Annotated in this window: 12 protein-coding genes; 9 read left to right on the top strand and 3 right to left on the bottom strand. The window is 63.6% G+C overall.

Features of this window, described 5'->3' with window-relative positions; all coding sequences use genetic code 11:
* The first annotated feature begins 388 nt into the window (after positions 1-388).
* The 4 genes from M1D44_RS05330 to M1D44_RS05315 all read left to right on the top strand — a co-directional run bounded on the left by M1D44_RS05330 (position 389) and on the right by M1D44_RS05315 (position 6,615).
* Positions 389-2,392 carry a CocE/NonD family hydrolase gene (locus M1D44_RS05330; RefSeq protein ID WP_316854286.1) on the top strand — a complete coding sequence of 668 codons (2,004 nt, stop codon included), beginning with the start codon at positions 389-391 and terminating at the stop codon, positions 2,390-2,392.
* A 522-nt stretch (positions 2,393-2,914) separates the two neighbouring features.
* A complete protein-coding gene (locus M1D44_RS05325; RefSeq protein ID WP_316854302.1) occupies positions 2,915-4,477 on the top strand; it encodes a methyl-accepting chemotaxis protein in 1,563 nt (520 codons plus the stop codon).
* Positions 4,478-4,793: 316 nt separating this feature from the next.
* Complete coding sequence (locus M1D44_RS05320; protein ID WP_024975390.1) at positions 4,794-5,807, top strand: hypothetical protein; 1,014 nt, start codon at positions 4,794-4,796, stop codon at positions 5,805-5,807.
* Between the two features lie 4 nt (positions 5,808-5,811).
* Positions 5,812-6,615, top strand: a complete 804-nt coding sequence (locus M1D44_RS05315) for a bestrophin-like domain (protein ID WP_316854287.1) — start codon at positions 5,812-5,814, stop codon at positions 6,613-6,615.
* 111 nt (positions 6,616-6,726) lie between these two features.
* Here the strand turns inward: M1D44_RS05315 and M1D44_RS05310 are convergent, their stop codons facing one another.
* Both M1D44_RS05310 and acs read right to left on the bottom strand, forming a co-directional pair.
* Entirely contained in the window at positions 6,727-8,790 is a 2,064-nt protein-coding gene (locus M1D44_RS05310; RefSeq protein WP_112184425.1) for a sodium:solute symporter family protein, read from the bottom strand.
* Between the two features lie 22 nt (positions 8,791-8,812).
* Positions 8,813-10,795: an acetate--CoA ligase gene (gene acs, locus M1D44_RS05305; protein WP_316854288.1), complete on the bottom strand. Its 1,983-nt coding sequence runs from the start codon at positions 10,793-10,795 to the stop codon at positions 8,813-8,815.
* Positions 10,796-10,998: 203 nt separating this feature from the next.
* Between acs and M1D44_RS05300 the strand changes: the two genes are divergently transcribed.
* The 4 genes from M1D44_RS05300 (at position 10,999) to murI (ending at position 15,146) form a co-directional block, all read left to right on the top strand.
* Entirely contained in the window at positions 10,999-11,958 is a 960-nt protein-coding gene (locus M1D44_RS05300) for a DMT family transporter (RefSeq protein WP_112184423.1), read from the top strand.
* A gap of 87 nt (positions 11,959-12,045) precedes the next feature.
* A complete protein-coding gene (locus tag M1D44_RS05295) occupies positions 12,046-12,585 on the top strand; it encodes a TIGR00645 family protein (RefSeq protein WP_024975385.1) in 540 nt (179 codons plus the stop codon).
* A gap of 174 nt (positions 12,586-12,759) precedes the next feature.
* A complete protein-coding gene (locus M1D44_RS05290) occupies positions 12,760-14,283 on the top strand; it encodes a fumarate hydratase (protein WP_004634356.1) in 1,524 nt (507 codons plus the stop codon).
* A gap of 14 nt (positions 14,284-14,297) precedes the next feature.
* The gene (gene murI, locus M1D44_RS05285; RefSeq protein ID WP_024975384.1) at positions 14,298-15,146 is read left to right on the top strand and encodes a glutamate racemase; all 849 of its coding nucleotides are present in this window, start codon (positions 14,298-14,300) and stop codon (positions 15,144-15,146) included.
* A gap of 60 nt (positions 15,147-15,206) precedes the next feature.
* Here murI and M1D44_RS05280 read toward each other — a convergent pair whose 3' ends face one another.
* Positions 15,207-16,490, bottom strand: coding sequence for a dicarboxylate/amino acid:cation symporter (locus M1D44_RS05280; RefSeq protein ID WP_461241612.1), 1,284 nt, complete (start codon positions 16,488-16,490; stop codon positions 15,207-15,209).
* A 370-nt stretch (positions 16,491-16,860) separates the two neighbouring features.
* Between M1D44_RS05280 and M1D44_RS05275 the strand changes: the two genes are divergently transcribed.
* Positions 16,861-17,202 carry a DHCW motif cupin fold protein gene (locus M1D44_RS05275; RefSeq protein ID WP_316854290.1) on the top strand — a complete coding sequence of 114 codons (342 nt, stop codon included), beginning with the start codon at positions 16,861-16,863 and terminating at the stop codon, positions 17,200-17,202.
* The last annotated feature ends 114 nt before the right edge of the window (positions 17,203-17,316 follow it).

Raw genomic sequence — 17,316 nt, 5'->3', positions numbered from 1 at the left:
TTTTGATCTGTTTGAAACACCCTGTTGATGCGGCTTCGCGGGCAGCATCCCTCCATTGGTGGGGTGCGGATTCCTCATCTGAAAACGGCTGCATCAGGCCCCTCGTTACGCGGAACGTTACGTAACGCCGGTAGCGTTCCGAGGCCCAACACACGCGCCACACCGCCGTACAGCGCCATCTACGTGTGTCGTGCCGTGGGCATGCTTGGTGCTTTATCCGTGCGCCCAAGCCCGCTGGCGCGCGATCGGTCGTGTCACCCACCCCTCTTCTGCGCCGGCCTCTTCGCTTGCTCCGCTTCCGAACCAGAAGCGATCGGCCGCGTGCCGCCACCCTCGGCGCGCCGACCATCCCCCACACACAACAAAAGCATTCAAGAGGAGACACCCCATGCAAATGGCTAACCCACGTGTGCGGCGCAGCCGCATGCTGATGTCGACGCTGCTGTGCGCGGCGCTTTCGCTGTCGGGCTGCGGCGGCGGTGATGGCTCAACCGTCGCCAACAGCATCCCCGCAAATTCAAACACCATGCAGCCAGCACAGCCGGTGCAGCCGGCCGCAGTCAACTGGACCACGCTCGGTACGCGTGCCACACCCGCGCAACCGGGAACGTCCATCGAGAGCAACGCGGGCGCGAAGTGGGTCGACTACAACCCGCCCATGCTCTACGCGGGCGTCGCGCGGCAGGCCACGCAGTACATCACCATGCCCGACGGTACCAAGCTTGCTGCCTATGTGACACTGCCGGCCGACGCATCAGGCAAAGCCGCGACGGGCGCCTTTCCGACGGTGCTCGTGCAAACCTCGTACAACGGCGGCAACGCGCAATACGAAGCCTCGATTGGCTCAGCGCTGGGCGCGGCCGATCCGTACATCGTCCAGCACGGCTATGCGACCGTGGTGGTGGACGTGCGCGGCACCGGCCAGTCGCAGGGTGCGTGGGATGCCTTTGGCGCCGATGAGCAAAGCGACTACGGCCACGTGGTCGACTGGGTGACGCAGCAATCGTGGAGCAACGGTGCCATCGGCCTTTACGGCGTGTCGTACCTCGGCATCACAACGGTGATCACGGCGGCGCAGAACCATCCGGCGGTCAAGGCGGCCTTCCCCATCGTGCCGATTGGTGACGGCTACCGCGACATCGTCTTCACGGGTGGGCAGACGAATCTCACGTTCATACCGGCGTGGTTCGGTCTGGTGTCAGTGCTGAGCCTGACCGATCCGACGCTGGTGACAGACCCGACCATCGGTTTGCCGGCCGTGCTGCAGCACCTGGTGTCTGCGGTCACGACGTTCCAGCTGCCAACCATGGTCCAGGCACTGCTCGGCACAACCGCCACCGCCTATGACGGCGCGTTCTGGGCAACGCGCTCGCCGCTGGAAAACGACGGGAAGATCAAAGTGCCGACCTTCGTGGTGGGCGGCCTGCACGATCTTTTCCAGCGCAGTGAACCGCTCACGTACGAGAGCATCAAGACGCAGGCACCGGCCAAGCTGCTGATCGGCCCGTGGACGCATCTGCAGGCCGCTTTGGGCAGCGGGTTGCCGGTCGATGGCGTGCCGCCGCTGAACCACATTCAGTTGCAATGGTTTGATCAGTACGTCAAAGGCATGAACGTGGGCGCCGATGCGCTTCCCAACGTCACGCAATATGTGACCGGCTTCGGCCACTACGCCACTGCTACAGACTGGCCGCATCCGCAGGTGCAGGCTCAGCAGCTCTTCCTGCGTGGCGACAAGAGCCTGTCGGCCACCGCGCCGGCCGCCAACGAGGCGCCCAACATGGTCGCGCAGCAGCCGCTGAACGGTGCGTGCTCGATCAGCCTGTCGCAATGGACGGCCGGCTTGACGGGTTTCCTCCCGCTGCCGTGCCAGACCGACGACACCATCGCTGAAGCCGCCGATGTGAAGTTCGAGACGCCACCCATGCCGGCGGATGTCTACCTCAACGGGCCGATTGAGGCGGATGTTTGGATCTCGACCACCGCGCTGGACGCCGGCGTCTCGGTACGCATTGACGACGTGGACGCTGCGGGGAACGTCACGCCACTCACTGACGGCCTCCAGACAGCCTCGCTGCGCGCGGTGGACGCGAGCCGTTCGCGCACGATGAATGGCCTGATGATCCAGCCCTGGCATCCGTTCACCCCAAGCTCCGCGCAGGCACTCATGCCCGGTCAGGCTGTGATGATGCCGGTCGAGGTGTTCCCGACGAGTGCGCTCATCGCCAAGGGGCACAAACTGCGGGTGGCCGTGGGCGCCAGCAACTTGCCGCAAGGCGTGCCGCCGCTGCCCTCGCTGCTCAACTCGCTCATCGGTGTGCTGACGGTCTATAGCGATGCAGCCCATCCATCCAAGGTGGTGCTGCCTGTGGTGCCGGCCACGGCGCTGTAGCAAGCGCGCAGTCCTCGGTGATGTAACGGCCCGCTTCGCGGGCCGTTTTCTTTAAATACCAGGCACCACCAAAATATGTAATCCGCCAAATACATCCGTAAAACTACGCACCGTGAATAGTGTAGTGAAAATATCGATATCTGAATATAAATAACGCAAATAGAGTAGGAAAACGTTGGCACCATTCAGCCCGCATAATCCGTCTCACGATTCGAAACGATGGCACCCCAGGCCTTGCCAGATAAGGTTTCACCGGCAAAACAAAGGCCCCCGATTTGCATTAAGTGAAAACGCTCAGAAAGAATGTTATTCAGGATTTTCTTTTCAATGCCGATAACCCCGTGGAGACCGGGATATCGGACGAAAACAACCGGTCACATCGTGACATAACCTGCCTCTCTCAAGTACGCAGCCCTTGCACATAACTAACGTGGTCGTCGACCGTCTTTCCCTAGCCGCTCCGGTGCGCGACCGCATCTCAATTCAGTCAGCAAACCGGAGGACACAGTGAACCTTTTTCAGATGACCATCAAAGCCAAGCTCAGGGCGGGCTTTGGCGTGTTGGCCGCCATTGTTGTCGTGGTGTCAGGCATGTCGTTGCGGGCGCTCTCCGAATCGACGGAAGGGTTCTCGAACTACGTGCACGGCATCAGCGCCCGCGCGGACGTCGCCAACGACGTGCGCACGGCGGTGGATCGGCGCGCCATCGCCGCACGCAACCTGGTCCTCGTGGTCACGCAAAAAGACCTGGATCTGGAGAAGGCTGACGTCTTTCGGGCGCACGACGATGTGAAGAGCAAGCTCAAGCAGCTCAACGACATGATTGCCGGCGCCAAGGACGCCAACGACCGCGCCCGTACGCTGGTGGAAGACATCAATCGCGTGGAAGCCCAGTACGGCCCCGTGGCGACCGACATCGTCGGGCTGGCACTTGCCGGCAAACACGACGAAGCCATCCAGAAGATGGACAACGAGTGCCGCCCGCTGCTGGCCGCCCTCATCAAGGCCACCGACGCGTATGCCACGTACACGCACGAGCGCCAGGAACAGCTCGTGCAAGCGTATGAGGCGCAGTACGTCATGCAGCGCAATCTGCTGGCCGGCCTGTCGATCGGCGCGGTGCTGCTGGCCGTGATTGCGGGCATCATCATCACGCGCTCGATCACGCAGCCGATCCGCACCGCTGTGGATGTCGCCCGGACGGTGGCGCGCGGTGATCTGAGCAGTCGCATCCAGGTGCAAGGCAAGGACGAGACGAGCCACCTGCTCTCTGCCCTGCGTGACATGAACGGCCGCCTGACGGAGATCGTCGACAAGGTACTCGACAGCAGCACAAGCGTCGCCGGCGCAGCCAAACAGATTGCGGCGGGCAATGCCGACCTGAGCCAGCGCACGGAAGCGCAGGCATCGTCGCTGCAAGAAACAGCCGCCAGCATGGAAGAGCTGACTTCCACTGTGAAGCAGAACGCCGACAACGCCCAGCACGCCACCGCGCTGGCCTCTACCGCGTCGGAAGTGGCGCTCAAGGGCAGCACGGTCGTCGGCCAGGTCGTGTCGACCATGCAGGACATCAGCGACCGTTCAAGCAAGATTGCCGACATCACCGGCATCATCGAAGGCATCGCGTTCCAGACCAACATCCTCGCGCTGAATGCCGCCGTGGAAGCCGCACGCGCAGGCGAGCAGGGGCGCGGTTTTGCAGTGGTCGCCAGCGAGGTGCGCAGCCTGGCGCAGCGTTCGTCAACGGCGGCAAAGGAGATCAAAGAACTGATCGCCTCGTCGGTAGAGCGCATTCACGACGGCTCCACGCTGGCGGGCGAAGCCGGCGAGACCATGACGGAGGTCACGCAAGCCGTGGCCCGGGTCACGCACATCATGGAAGAAATTGCCGCCGCATCCGTCGAGCAGAAGCGCGGCATCGAACAGGTCAACCAGGCGATCTCGCAAATGGATGAAGTCACACAGCGCAATGCGGCGCTGGTGGAAGAAGCCGCAGCCGCATCGCAATCGCTGCAGGACCAGGGGCAAGAGCTGAACGCTGCAATGTCCTTCTTCCGCGTCGATCCGCACGCCGCACGCGCCTGATCGGAGCACGGTCACCGTCGTAGTTGTCTTCTCCAAGCTGTCATTGCGCCCGCCGCCGAAAGGCCGCGGGCGTTTTCTCTTTTCTGTCCTGTGTCTTTCGTTAGGCCGTCGTTCGTGACTTCCGCTGCATTGGCGGGCTCGCACGCGCGACGCAAAGTGGACTGGCCCCGTGTGAAACAAGCAACGGGGCAAGCCGGGGCCGTGCACGGCCCACCCCGCTGACGAAGGCCACCATGCGACACAACAGCCCACACCTGCAACGCGGCTCGCTTTCCATCATCCAGCCGAGCACGCCAGCTAACGACGGGAGGCCCGCATGATCCCGCTCGGCTTCGCGCATTGGCTGCGCCCGCGTGCGGCACCGCAGCCACAACCAATCCCGCCCCTCGTTGAACAACTGCGTGAAGAATGCGAAGCGATGGCCCGCTACGCCCTGCACCACGGCTTGCCGGTCGCGCCGGAACTCATCGCCCAGCTCGGCCCGCTCATCGACAGGCAGATGCCGCCGCAGGCCACACCGCACCACGCGCTGGCCGCCATCCACCGCAAACTTGCGGCCGCCATCGCGCCGGCTACCCCGCAGGCCGTCACGCTGCTCGACGCACAACATCGCAGCGATCATCCGTTCCCATGGCTCGGTCCTGTGCCGTTGATACGGCTGCTGACCAGCGCTGCGATCGTCTTCCTGATCGCCGTGATTGCCACCGGCATGTCGCCCGACGTGTCGAGCGCAAACATCGACCGGGGTTTCCTGGATTCGGACGGCGCGCCTCTGTTATGGAACACGCTTTTCCTGCTGTTCTGCGCGGGGCTGGGCGCGTCGTTTGCCACACTGTTTCAGGCACATCGCTATGTGGCTGCAGCCACCTACGACCCGAAGTACGACGCCTCCTACTGCGCACGGTTGATCCTCGGCGTGATTGCCGGGTTGATCCTGGTCGAGATGCTGCCGGCGCATCTGTTCGACGGGGGCAGCATGCACAACTTCGGCAAACCGACGCTGGCGATGCTGGGCGGCTTCTCTGCCACCGCTGTGCACCGGCTGCTGCAGCGGCTGGTAGACGCGCTCGAAACGCTCGTACGCGGTGACCGCTCGGCCGATGCCGACGCTGCCATGCAGACCTACCGTGCGCGCGCCGCCAGCGAGCGCACGCAGTGGCAAAGCGAACTCGCAGCCAACCTGATCGATCTGCAACAGTCGTTCGACAGCAACGCCTCACCCGAGGCGATGCGCCAACGCCTGGCCGACTTCACGCGCGCCATGCTCGCCGCCAGCGACCCGCCGGCTTCTGCGCCCCCCTCTGCCTCCAACCGGCCATCCAAGGAGTGACCTCATGCTGTTCCTCTACAACATCCCCGCATGGGCGATGGGCGCGATCATCGTCTTCGCCACGCTGTTCGTAGCATTGGGCGGCTACGCGCTGTTTCGCCGCGTTTTTCCAGTCACGCTCGACGCCGAGCAGCGCAACATGACCATCGCCATGATGACGGCCGTCACGACCATCAACTCGCTGCTGGTCGCCTTCTCGGCCATCTCGGTATGGGGTGCGTATCAAGCCGCCGCCGACATCGTCGCCGCCGAAGCTGCGTGCGCCACGGAACTCGCGCGCGATCTCTCGGCGTTCTCGCACCCGAGCGCCACAACCGCGCGAAGCGAGCTGATCACCTATCTGGAGCACGTTGTCCGTGACGAATGGCCGAGCATGCAGCAGCAAGCGCGTCCTGACGCCGACACGGAGGCTGCGTTCAACAACATGTTCGCCACGGCCAACCGCATCACGCCCCGCGACGACCGCGAACGCGTGCTGCTGATCGAAGTGCTCGCCCGCGTCAACGAGATGGTGAAGTACCGGGAGAAACGCCTGCAGAACCTGGAAGCCGCCATGCCCAGCACGCTCTGGGGCGTGATGCTGATCGCCAGCGGCCTTTCGTTGTTGCTGCTCTATGCGCTGCCGGCCACGCGCTTTCACATGGCGCTGGTGGCCGTGTGGGCGACCACGCTGGGCCTGGCGTTCTTTTTTGTGCTGGCCGTGGACCGGCCCTTTGCAGGCGAAGTCAGCGTCAGTGCGGCACCGCTGGAGCGGGCCATCCAGACGTTATCGAACGACAAGCCGCAGGCGCATCCCTTGCCCGACTGAGCGCGCCGCCTCGCCGCGCTGCCCCACTCGTGTTGTGGGCTGGCGGGAGAGGTCACCGGAGCCCCCACGCTTCGGTCCTGCCCTTTGCCGGCTCGTCGGGAGCCGGCTTTTTTACTGCGGATCGCGAATATAGCCGACGAGTTTGTCGATCACCGGCCGGTTCGGCTTGGTCACGAGGCTCACGACAATCGCGGCGACAAAACCGGCCGGTACGCCGAACGCACCGGAGGCGATTGGGTCGACGCCAAACCACGGCTGGCCAAGCACGCCCGTCATGCGGGTGAAGAACGGGTAGTTGGCGATGATGTAGTACACGCTCACGGCCAGCCCCGTCAGCATGCCCGCGATGGCACCGGCACGATTGGTGCGCTTCCAGAACACGGCCAGCACCAATACCGGAAAGAAGCACGACGCCGCCAACGAGAAAGCCGCCCCAACCAGGAAGAGGATGTTGCCCGGCTTCAATGACGTCACATAAGCCGCCAGCAGCGCCACGCCCAGCAGCACCACCTTGGCGCTCGTCACGCGCCGCTGGTGGCTGGCCGTGTTGTCGATCATGTGGAAGTACACATCGTGCGACAGCGCGTTGGCGATGGTCAGCAGCAGGCCATCGGCAGTCGACAGCGCCGCCGCCAACGCGCCCGCCGCAATCAACCCGGACAACACGTACGGCAGCCCCGCAATCTCGGGCGCGGCCAGCACAACCATGTCCGGCTGCATCATCACCTCCGCCCACTGCACGATGCCGTCGCCGTTGATGTCATGCAGTGCAAACACGGGCGGGTCGACCTTGCGCCACGGCACGATCCACTGCGGCAGGTCGGCAAACGGCGCCCCTACCAGGTGCTGCAGCAGATCAAGCTTGACGAGCGCCGCCAGCGCCGGCGCCGACACATACAGCAGCGCCACGAAAACCAGCGTCCAACTCACGGAATTGCGCGTCTCGCGCACCGACGGTGTGGTGTGAAAGCGCGTGAGGATGTGCGGCAGGCTGGCCGTGCCGACCATCAGGCAAAACACCAGGAGCACAAAGTTCAGCCGCTCGGTGCCGCGCTCGTTTTGCGACGCCGACGGAAATGGCTCAATGGATGGCGGCGCCATGCGGCTGCGTGCCAGGGCGTCTTCGCGCTGCTGATTCCAGAGGATCGACGCGGTGGCCGCATCTGGAGGAAATTCTTCGCGCTGGCGCTCCAGTGCCTTGATCTCGCGCAGCGGCGCATTGCGTTCGCGTGCAAGCCTGAGCTGCGTGTTCAGTGTTTCCCGCGCATGCTCGAACGACTGCGGCAGTTGCGAAATGCGTTCCTGCAGCGCCTGCGCCTCGCTCAGGAACTGGTCGCGCACGTGCTGCTCTGCAGGGTCGTGCGCGATGCGCTGTTCCTCTTTCTCGATCTGCAGCAGCAGGCGGCCCGTCGAAAGCTGCGGCACCGGGTCGTGATACCGATGCCAACCGATGATCGACACCACGCCCAGGAACGACACGATCATGATGATGTACTGCGCCACCTGGGTCCAGGTCACGGCACGCATCCCGCCCAGGAACGAACACACCAAAATGCCCGCCAGCCCGAAGAACACGCCCACCGAAAACTCGACGCCGATAAAGCGCGTAACCACCAGCCCCACACCCTGGATCTGCGCGACGAGGTAGACGAACGAGCACAGCGTCGCGCCCAGCACCGCGATGCCGCGCACGACAGAACTGCCGCCGCGCTCGCCATTGCCGTAGCGATTGGCCAGGAAATCCGGCACCGTGTAGCCACCGAACTTGCGCAGGTACGGCGCCAGGAGGAAAGCGACGAGGCAGTAGCCGCCCGTCCAGCCCATCACGTAAGCGAGGCCCTCGTAGCCCGAAGCGAACACGATGCCCGCCAGGCCGATGAACGAGGCGGCGCTCATCCAGTCAGCCGCCGTGGCCATGCCGTTGAAGAACGCCGGCACGCGGCGCCCTGCCACGTAATACTCGGTCAGATCCGCCGTGCGGCAGATCAGCCCGATGCACGCATAGATGGCAATCGTGACGAACAGGAACACATAGCCCAGCCACACGCCCGCGCCGCGCACGCGCTCGATCGCGCCCATCATCACGATGAAGAGCAGCAGCCCTACGGTATAGAGCCCGTAATACAGAAACAGCCGCTTGCGAAAGCGGCTGTCTTGTTGGGTGTCGGCGGCCAAGATTGGCGACCAGCGCTGGCGGTTAGCGTGTTTCCTTCAGTTGATCGAGGATGGCTGGGTTCTCAAGCGTGGACGTGTCCTGCGTGATGTCCTCACCCTTGGCCAGCGAGCGCAACAAGCGGCGCATGATCTTGCCCGAGCGCGTCTTGGGCAGGTTGTCGCCAAAGCGGATGTCCTTTGGCTTGGCGATCGGCCCGATCTCCTTGCCAACCCAGTTGCGCAGCTCGTTGGCGATCTGCTTGGCTTCCTCGCCATCGGGACGCGAGCGCTTGAGCACCACGAAGGCGCAGATGGCTTCGCCCGTCATGTCGTCTGGACGGCCCACCACGGCGGCTTCGGCCACGATCGGGTTCGCCACCAGCGCCGACTCGATTTCCATCGTGCCCATGCGGTGGCCCGAGACGTTCAGCACGTCATCGATGCGGCCCATGATGGTGAAGTAGCCGGTGTCCTTGTCGCGGATGGAGCCATCGCCCGCCAGATACAGCTTGCCCCCCAGCTCTTCCGGGAAGTAGCTCTTCTTGAAGCGCTCCGGGTCGCCCCAGATGTTGCGGATCATCGACGGCCACGGACGCTTGACGACGAGGATGCCGCCCTGCCCGTTCGGCACGTCGTGCCCGGTTTCATCGACAATGGCAGCCATGATGCCCGGCAGCGGCAGCGTGCACGAGCCCGGCACCAGCGGCGTGGCCCCCGGCAGCGGCGTCATCATGTGGCCGCCGGTCTCGGTCTGCCAGAACGTATCGACGATCGGGCAACGGCCGCCGCCAATTTTCGTGTGGTACCACATCCAGGCTTCCGGGTTGATCGGCTCGCCCACGGTACCGAGCAGGCGCAGGCTGGAGAGATCGTACTGCTTTGGGTGGACCTTTTCGTCAGCTTCGGCGGCCTTGATCAGCGAGCGGATCGCCGTCGGCGCGGTGTAGAACGTGTTGACCTTGTGACGCTGGATCATGTCCCAGAAGCGGCCGGCGTTCGGATACGTGGGCACACCTTCAAACACGACTTGCGTGGCGCCGGCCGCGAGCGGGCCGTACGCAATGTAGCTGTGGCCCGTCACCCAGCCGATGTCGGCCGTGCACCAGAAGATGTCGTCGGGCTTGAGGTCGAACGTCCACTGCATGGTGAGCAACGTCCACAGCAGGTAGCCGCCCGTGCTGTGCTGCACGCCCTTCGGCTTGCCGGTCGAACCCGAGGTGTAGAGGATGAACAGCGGATGTTCCGCGCCAACCGGCGTCACTTCGCAGGTGTCGGGCTGGCCCGCTTCGACCTCGTCCATCGCGCGGTCGCGACCTTCCACCCAGTTCACGTTGCCGTTGGTGCGGCGGTAGACGATGACATGCTTGACGGCGTCGGTGCCTTCCATGGCCAGCGCTTCATCGGCGATGGCCTTGAGCGGCAGCGCCTTGCCGCCGCGCATCTGCTCGTCGGCCGTGATGAGCGCCACGGCGCCCACGTCGACGATGCGTTCCTGCAGCGACTTGGCCGAGAACCCGCCAAACACGACGGAGTGGGTGGCACCAATGCGCGCGCACGCCTGCATGGCGACGATGCCCTCGATCGACATCGGCATGTAGATCACGACGCGGTCGCCCTTCTTGATGCCCAGGGCCTTCAGGCCATTGGCGAAGCGGCAGACGCGTGCGTGAAGTTCGCGGTAAGTGACGCGCGATACCTTGCCGTCGTCGGTCTCGAAAATGATGGCGACCTTGTCGGCGTTGCCGTTCTCCAGGTTGCGTTCGAGGCAGTTGTACGAGGCGTTGAGTTCGCCGTCTTCAAACCACTTGTAGAACGGTGCGTTGGACTCATCCAGCACCTTGCTGAAAGGCTTGTGCCACAGCAGATGCTCGTGTGCGAGGCGCGCCCAGAAGCCTTCGTAATCGTGCTCGGCTTCGGCACACAGCGCACGGTACGCATCCATGCCGGCGATGTTTGCCTGTTTGACAAAGGATTCGGGCGGGTCGAACACGCGCGTTTCCTGCAGGACAGATTCAATGCCAGCCATGATGTCTCCTGATAGCGATGTCTGTAGTCGTTTTGCGGCGAATCTAAGGGGCTGACCTGACTCCAGCCTTACGCATTTCTGCGCGGCAAACCGACGTGAAGGGCATTACTATAATGCGTCACTTCATGTTACGGCACGCATCGCAACGCAGCATAGCCGGCCAGAGAGCCGCGTCCCGTGCCGGTTTCCACTGATTCCTCATCGTGCCCATCCACGCCCTTTTTCTGATTGCTGCCATGGCATTGGTCGGCAGCAACGTCGGTTTCGGCAAATCGATCGTCGCCGTCATGCCGGTGATGTTGTTTGCATTGCTGCGCTTTTTGATTGCCATCGTCTGCATGGCGCCGTGGTACAAGCCATCGCGCATGCGCCGTGTGACGCGCGGCGAGTGGACCAACCTGTTCCTCCAGGCATTCTTTGGTACGTTCGGCTTCACGCTGCTGATGCTCAACGGCGTGCGGCTGACCTCGGCGCTGGCCGCGGGCATCATCACGAGCACGATCCCGGCCACCGTGGCGCTGCTGTCGTGGCTCGTGCTGCGCGAGAAGCCGTCGGGGCGCACGCTGGTGTCGGTGGCGCTGGCGGTGGCGGGCGTCGCCATTCTCAACGCCTATCGCGGGGGCGAATCTTCGGGCGCGGCGACTGCCGATGCCGCGCAAGCGCTGCTGGGCAATGCGCTGGTGATGGGCGCGGTGTTATGCGAGTCGATCTACGTCATTCTGTCGCGGCGACTGACACAAACGTTGCCCGCCATCGAGATCTGCGCGTACACGCACCTGATCGGCGGCCTGCTGATGCTGCCCCTGGGGTTGGTGCCCCTGCTCACCTTCGATCTGTCAGGCGTGCCGTTGCCCATCTGGGGCCTTGTGCTCTGGTATGCGCTGTCGGCCAGCATCTTCTCGTTCTGGCTGTGGATGAAGGGCATCCGGCATGTGCCAGCACACCTTGCGGGCGTATTCACCTCGGTGCTGCCGATTGCGGCAGCCACCTACGGGATCGTCGCCCTGGGCGAGACGCCGGGCTGGCCGCACGGCATTGCGCTGGCTTGCGTGGTGGCGGGCATCCTCGTTGCAAGCTGGCCGGCACGGCCACGCTATCCAGCGCGCCGCGCGCGTGTGGCAGACCCGCTGGACCCGCTCGATCCGTCACTGGACCGCGAATAGCGCGGTGGGCGGCAGCCGTCTTCCAGTCAGCGGTTCGGCAAACTTGGGACGCTACAATCACGCGTTTTTCACCCGGCCCCGTTTCCCATGAAGTCGCCCATCGCTCCGCTGCGCCCGATTCCGCGCCTGATCTTCTTTTCCCGCTGGCTGCAACTGCCGCTTTACCTGGGGCTGATCATCGCCCAGGCAGCGTATGTGTATCTGTTCATTGTCGAGGTCTGGCATCTGGTTGCGCACCTGGGCGACTTGGACGAAACCAAGATCATGCTGGCCGTGCTGGGCCTGATCGACGTGGTGATGATCTCCAACCTGCTGATCATGGTGATCATCGGCGGGTACGACATCTTCGTGTCCAAGCTCGGCATCGAGGGCCATGAAGATGAGCCCGAATGGCTGGATCACGTCAACGCGGGCGTGCTGAAGGTGAAGCTGTCGATGGCGTTGATCAGCATCTCGTCGATCCACCTGCTCAAGACGTTCATCGACGCGGCCCAGAAAGACACGCACACGATCCTGTGGCAGGTGGTCATCCACGTGGCGTTCCTGGTTTCTGCGCTGGTGATGGCGTGGGTAGACCGCATCGTTTCGCATGCGCATCCGCACGGCGGGGCTGCCGACGCACATTGACGCCGTGCCCCTGTCGGCGTGGCGAGCCCGACGAAACCGGTCGGACAATCCGTGGCCGACATTGGGTGTATGATCGCAGGCTATTCTGAACCGGCAGCGCCCGCTGCCGGTGCGTAGTGCAGATCACTGCCCTGCCGCATCCCGGTTTCTCATTCCTACACGTTGGTCCCCACCATGACCGTCATTCGTCAAGAAGACCTCATCCAGAGCGTCGCCGACGCCCTGCAGTACATCAGCTACTACCACCCGATGGACTACATCACTGCTCTGGGCCGCGCCTATGAGCAGGAGCAGAGCCCGGCCGCCAAGGATGCCATCGCGCAGATCCTGACCAACAGCCGCATGTGCGCTGAAGGCAAGCGTCCGATCTGCCAGGACACCGGCATCGTCACCGTGTTCCTGAAGGTTGGCATGAACGTGCGCTGGGACGGCGCCACGATGAGCCTCGAAGACATGGTCAACGAAGGCGTGCGCCGCGCGTACAACGACGTCGACAACAAGCTGCGCGCAAGCGTGCTGGCCGACCCGGCCGGCAAGCGCACCAACACGAAGGACAACACCCCGGCCGTGATCAACATGTCGATCGTGCCGGGCGACACGGTGGATGTGATCGTCGCAGCCAAGGGCGGCGGCTCGGAAGCCAAGTCGAAGTTCGTGATGCTGAATCCTTCGGACTCGATCGTCGACTGGGTGCTCAAGACCGTGCCGACCATGGGCGCCGGCTGGTGCCCGCCGGGCATGCTGGGCATCGGCATTGGCGGCACGGCTGAAAAGGCCATGCTGCTGGCCAAGGAAGCCCTGATGGAGCCGATCGACATTCAAGACCTGATCGCCCGCGGCCCGAGCAACCGCGCTGAAGAACTGCGCATCGAGCTGTACGAAAAGGTCAACGCGCTGGGCATTGGCGCGCAAGGCCTGGGCGGCTTGGCCACCGTGCTCGACGTGAAGATCCTGGACTATCCGACCCACGCGGCCAACCTGCCGGTCGCCATGATCCCGAACTGCGCCGCCACGCGTCACGCGCACTTCACGCTGGACGGCAGCGGTGTTGCCAAGCTGGAAGCGCCGGACCTGTCGCAATGGCCGAAGGTCGAATGGGCGCCGAACACCGAAACGTCCAAGCGCGTCGACCTGAACACCCTCACGCCGGAAGAAGTTGCCTCGTGGAAGCCGGGCCAGACGCTGCTGCTCAACGGCAAGATGCTGACCGGCCGAGATGCCGCCCACAAGCGCATCGCCGACATGCTGGCCAAGGGCGAAAAGCTGCCGATCGACTTCACCAACCGCGTGATCTACTACGTCGGCCCGGTCGACCCGGTGCGCGATGAAGTTGTCGGCCCGGCAGGCCCGACCACGGCTACACGCATGGACAAGTTCACCGAGACGATGCTCGCCCAGACGGGCCTGATTGCCATGGTGGGCAAGGCCGAGCGCGGTCCCGTCGCCATCGAGTCCATCAAGAAGCACAAGTCGGCTTACTTGATGGCCGTGGGCGGCGCGGCGTACCTGGTGTCGAAGGCCATCCGCGGCTCCAAGGTGCTGGCGTTTGAAGACCTGGGCATGGAAGCCATCTACGAATTCGACGTGAAGGACATGCCCGTCACCGTCGCCGTCGATAGCTCGGGCACGTCGGTCCACAAGACCGGCCCGGCGGAATGGCAAGCGAAGATCGGCAAGATTCCCGTCGCAGCAGGCTGATCCGTTCACGCGATATGACGACACGCGCGCAGGCACCGGTCGGAGTCTTTGACTCCGGCCTCGGAGGGCTCTCCGTCCTGCGCGCGATTCGCGCCGAATTGCCGGCCGAATCGCTTCTCTACCTGGCGGATTCCCGCCATGCCCCGTACGGGGAAAAATCTCCTGAATACATTGCCGAGCGCACGCTGCGTGTGTGCGAATGGCTGGTCGACCAAGGCTGCAAGGCGCTGGTGATCGCGTGCAACACAGCCACGGCGCAGGCTGTGCACGTGCTGCGCGAAAAGCTCGCGGTACCGGTGATTGGCGTCGAGCCCGGCTTGAAGCCAGCGGTTGCCACGTCGAAGAGCCGTGTGGTTGGCGTGCTCGCGACCGAAAGCACGCTGCACAGCGAGAAATTTGCACGCCTGCTGGCGGCTGCCTCTGGCGATTGCAAAGTGCTGAGCCAACCCGGCTACGGCCTCGTCCCCCTGATCGAGCGCGGCGATACCCATTCGCCTGCGGTGCTGGAGCTGCTGCAGGCGTATCTGCAGCCGATGCTCGATGCGGGCGCTGACACGCTGGTGCTCGGCTGCACGCACTACCCGTTTCTGGAAGACGCCATCCGCGAGATTGCGGGCGACCGGCTGACATTGATCGACACCGGTCACGCCGTCGCGCGTCATCTGGGCCGCACGCTGGCGGCAGCGGGATTGCAGGCATCGGGCCAAGCCGCATCGCCACGCTTCATGAGCACCGGCGACGTGCTTCCGCTGCAAGCCATGGTGGCGGCATTGCTGGGTGAGGCGCCGATGGCACAGCGCGTCGACATTGGTGACGCGCCCCTGAGCCCGGCCGTAACCTCGCTCGCTTACCAGCCCGAATAACGCCGTCTAAATATGACGACGCCGCCCTGAAAGGCGGCGCGCTGTCATCGTGGCTCAACGTCAACCGACGTTCGGCTGCGGCTGCATTGCAGGTTCAGCGGCTTCCGCCTCCGCATCCTCTTCTGCCGGCTCATACTTCGCCACCACGGCCGTGGCCAGGCTGTTGCCAATCACGTTGGTGGCCGTGCGGCCCATGTCGAAAAATTGGTCGATGCCGATAATCAGCAGCAGACCCGCTTCCGGCAGGTGGAACATCGGCAGCGTGGCCGCCACCACCACCAGCGAGGCGCGCGCCACGCCGGCCATCCCCTTGCTCGTGAGCATCAGCACCAGCAGCAGCGTGACCTGCTGGGTGAAGCTCATCTCGATGTTGTAGGCCTGCGCGATGAACAGCACCGCAAACGCCTGGTACATCATCGAGCCATCGAGGTTGAACGAATACCCCAGCGGCAGCACGAAGCTGGAGATGCGCTTGGGCACACCAAAGCGGTCCAGCGCCTCGATCGTCTTCGGGTAAGCGGATTCGCTGCTTGCGGTAGCAAACGCCAGCAGCGTCGGCTCACGAATCAGCCCCAGCAGACGGCCCAGCGAGCGGCCCAGCAGCACGTAGCCGACGAAGAATAGGATCGACCACAACAGCGCCAGACCCAGGTAGAACTCGCCGATCAGCTTGCCGTAGGTCCACAGCACGCCCACGCCTTCCACCGTGATGGCGGCGGCCATGGCGGCAAATACGCCCAGCGGCGCAAAGCGCATCACGTAGTCGGTAATGCGGAACATCAGCTTGGTCAACTCTTCCAGGCCACGGCCGATCACGCTGTCCATCGGGTTCTTCATCGTCGACAGCGCCGCGCCGAAGAACAGCGAGAACACCAGGATCTGCAGGATCTCGTTGGTGGCCATGGCCTCCACGATGCTGCGCGGGAACACGTGCGTAATGAAGGCCTTGAGCGTGAAATCACCCGTCTTCAGGCCCGACGTGGCCGACACATCCGGCAGCGCGAGGTTCATGTGCACGCCCGGCTGGAAGAAGTTGACCAGCAGCATGCCCAGCGCCAGCGACGTGGCCGACGCACATACAAACCAGATCATCGCGCGCAGTCCCACGCGGCCGACCGAGCGGCCGCCGCTCATGCTCGCCAGGCCCGTCACCAGCGTCGAGAACACCAACGGCGCGATGATCATCTTGATCATGCGCAGGAAGATGTCGGTGATGATGCTGAAGTACGAAGCGATGTCCTTGGCCGCCGCAGCGTCCTTGGCATATTCGTGGCAACCCCAGCCGACGGCAATGCCCAGCAGCATTGCCAGCCCGATATGGGAGGTCAGACGTTTGGTGTTCAAGACTTTCTCCAAGGAATACCGTGGCCGGAGGGACGGCGCGCGGCAGACGCGGATCTCATGGGGCCAAGGGCCGGCCCAAGTTCGTCACGCTTTGTAAAAAGCGACGATATTAGAGAAGCGCATGACGATCGTTATGTCGATGTTGCATGGCACCATGCAATTTCTGCATACATTGATATGACGCCGTCGACACCTTGCTGCGATGCCGCACAGGCAGTGGAATCAGCCGGTCAGAAGCGGATTATTGAGCCGCACGCAATGCCGTCGCGGCGTACTGAAAAGCGACTTTTTGAGCATATGAAATGCGACGCCTGCGCCACGTAAGCCGTTGATACCATCATGGGCTTACGTCACCCACCGGAGTCTCGCGATGAAAATGGCGCCCTTCGCCTTTGGCACGACCGACTGGTCCGCCGTTGAACTTACCGAACACACCGGCGAGACCGGCATGGCGATCTGGCGCACCCGCTACTTTGGCGACGAGCCGGACCGCATCCGCGTGCGCATGGTCGAGTACACGCCCGGCTACCTGGCTGACCATTGGTGCAAGAAGGGCCACATCCTGTTCTGCCTGGATGGCGAACTGGAAACCACACTGGAAGATGGCCGCAAGTTCATCCTCACGCCCGGCATGAGCTATCAGGTGGGCGACGATGCGGAAGCCCATCAGTCGTACACCAGGAACGGCGCCCGGCTGTTCATCGTCGACTAATGGCGACACGCAGTGTCCGCGTCGCACGCGGCCCCGGTTGACCGGGGTCAAGCGATTTCAAGATCAAGGTCTTTAAGACTCACAGACCACAATATGTAGTGCTAGTCTGACTCC

This window comes from Ralstonia sp. SA306, assembly GCF_054792405.1.
This window is presented reverse-complemented; position numbering and strand designations above follow the sequence as displayed.

Coding starts and splice junctions, on each gene's coding strand:
- M1D44_RS05275 (WP_316854290.1), top strand. CDS start 16,861: ATGAAAATGGCGCCCTTCGCCTTTGGCACGACCGACTGGTCCGCCGTT.
- M1D44_RS05325 (WP_316854302.1), top strand. CDS start 2,915: ATGACCATCAAAGCCAAGCTCAGGGCGGGCTTTGGCGTGTTGGCCGCC.
- M1D44_RS05315 (WP_316854287.1), top strand. CDS start 5,812: ATGCTGTTCCTCTACAACATCCCCGCATGGGCGATGGGCGCGATCATC.
- M1D44_RS05290 (WP_004634356.1), top strand. CDS start 12,760: ATGACCGTCATTCGTCAAGAAGACCTCATCCAGAGCGTCGCCGACGCC.
- M1D44_RS05320 (WP_024975390.1), top strand. CDS start 4,794: ATGATCCCGCTCGGCTTCGCGCATTGGCTGCGCCCGCGTGCGGCACCG.
- M1D44_RS05330 (WP_316854286.1), top strand. CDS start 389: ATGCAAATGGCTAACCCACGTGTGCGGCGCAGCCGCATGCTGATGTCG.
- murI (WP_024975384.1), top strand. CDS start 14,298: ATGACGACACGCGCGCAGGCACCGGTCGGAGTCTTTGACTCCGGCCTC.
- M1D44_RS05295 (WP_024975385.1), top strand. CDS start 12,046: ATGAAGTCGCCCATCGCTCCGCTGCGCCCGATTCCGCGCCTGATCTTC.
- acs (WP_316854288.1), bottom strand. CDS start 10,795: ATGGCTGGCATTGAATCTGTCCTGCAGGAAACGCGCGTGTTCGACCCG.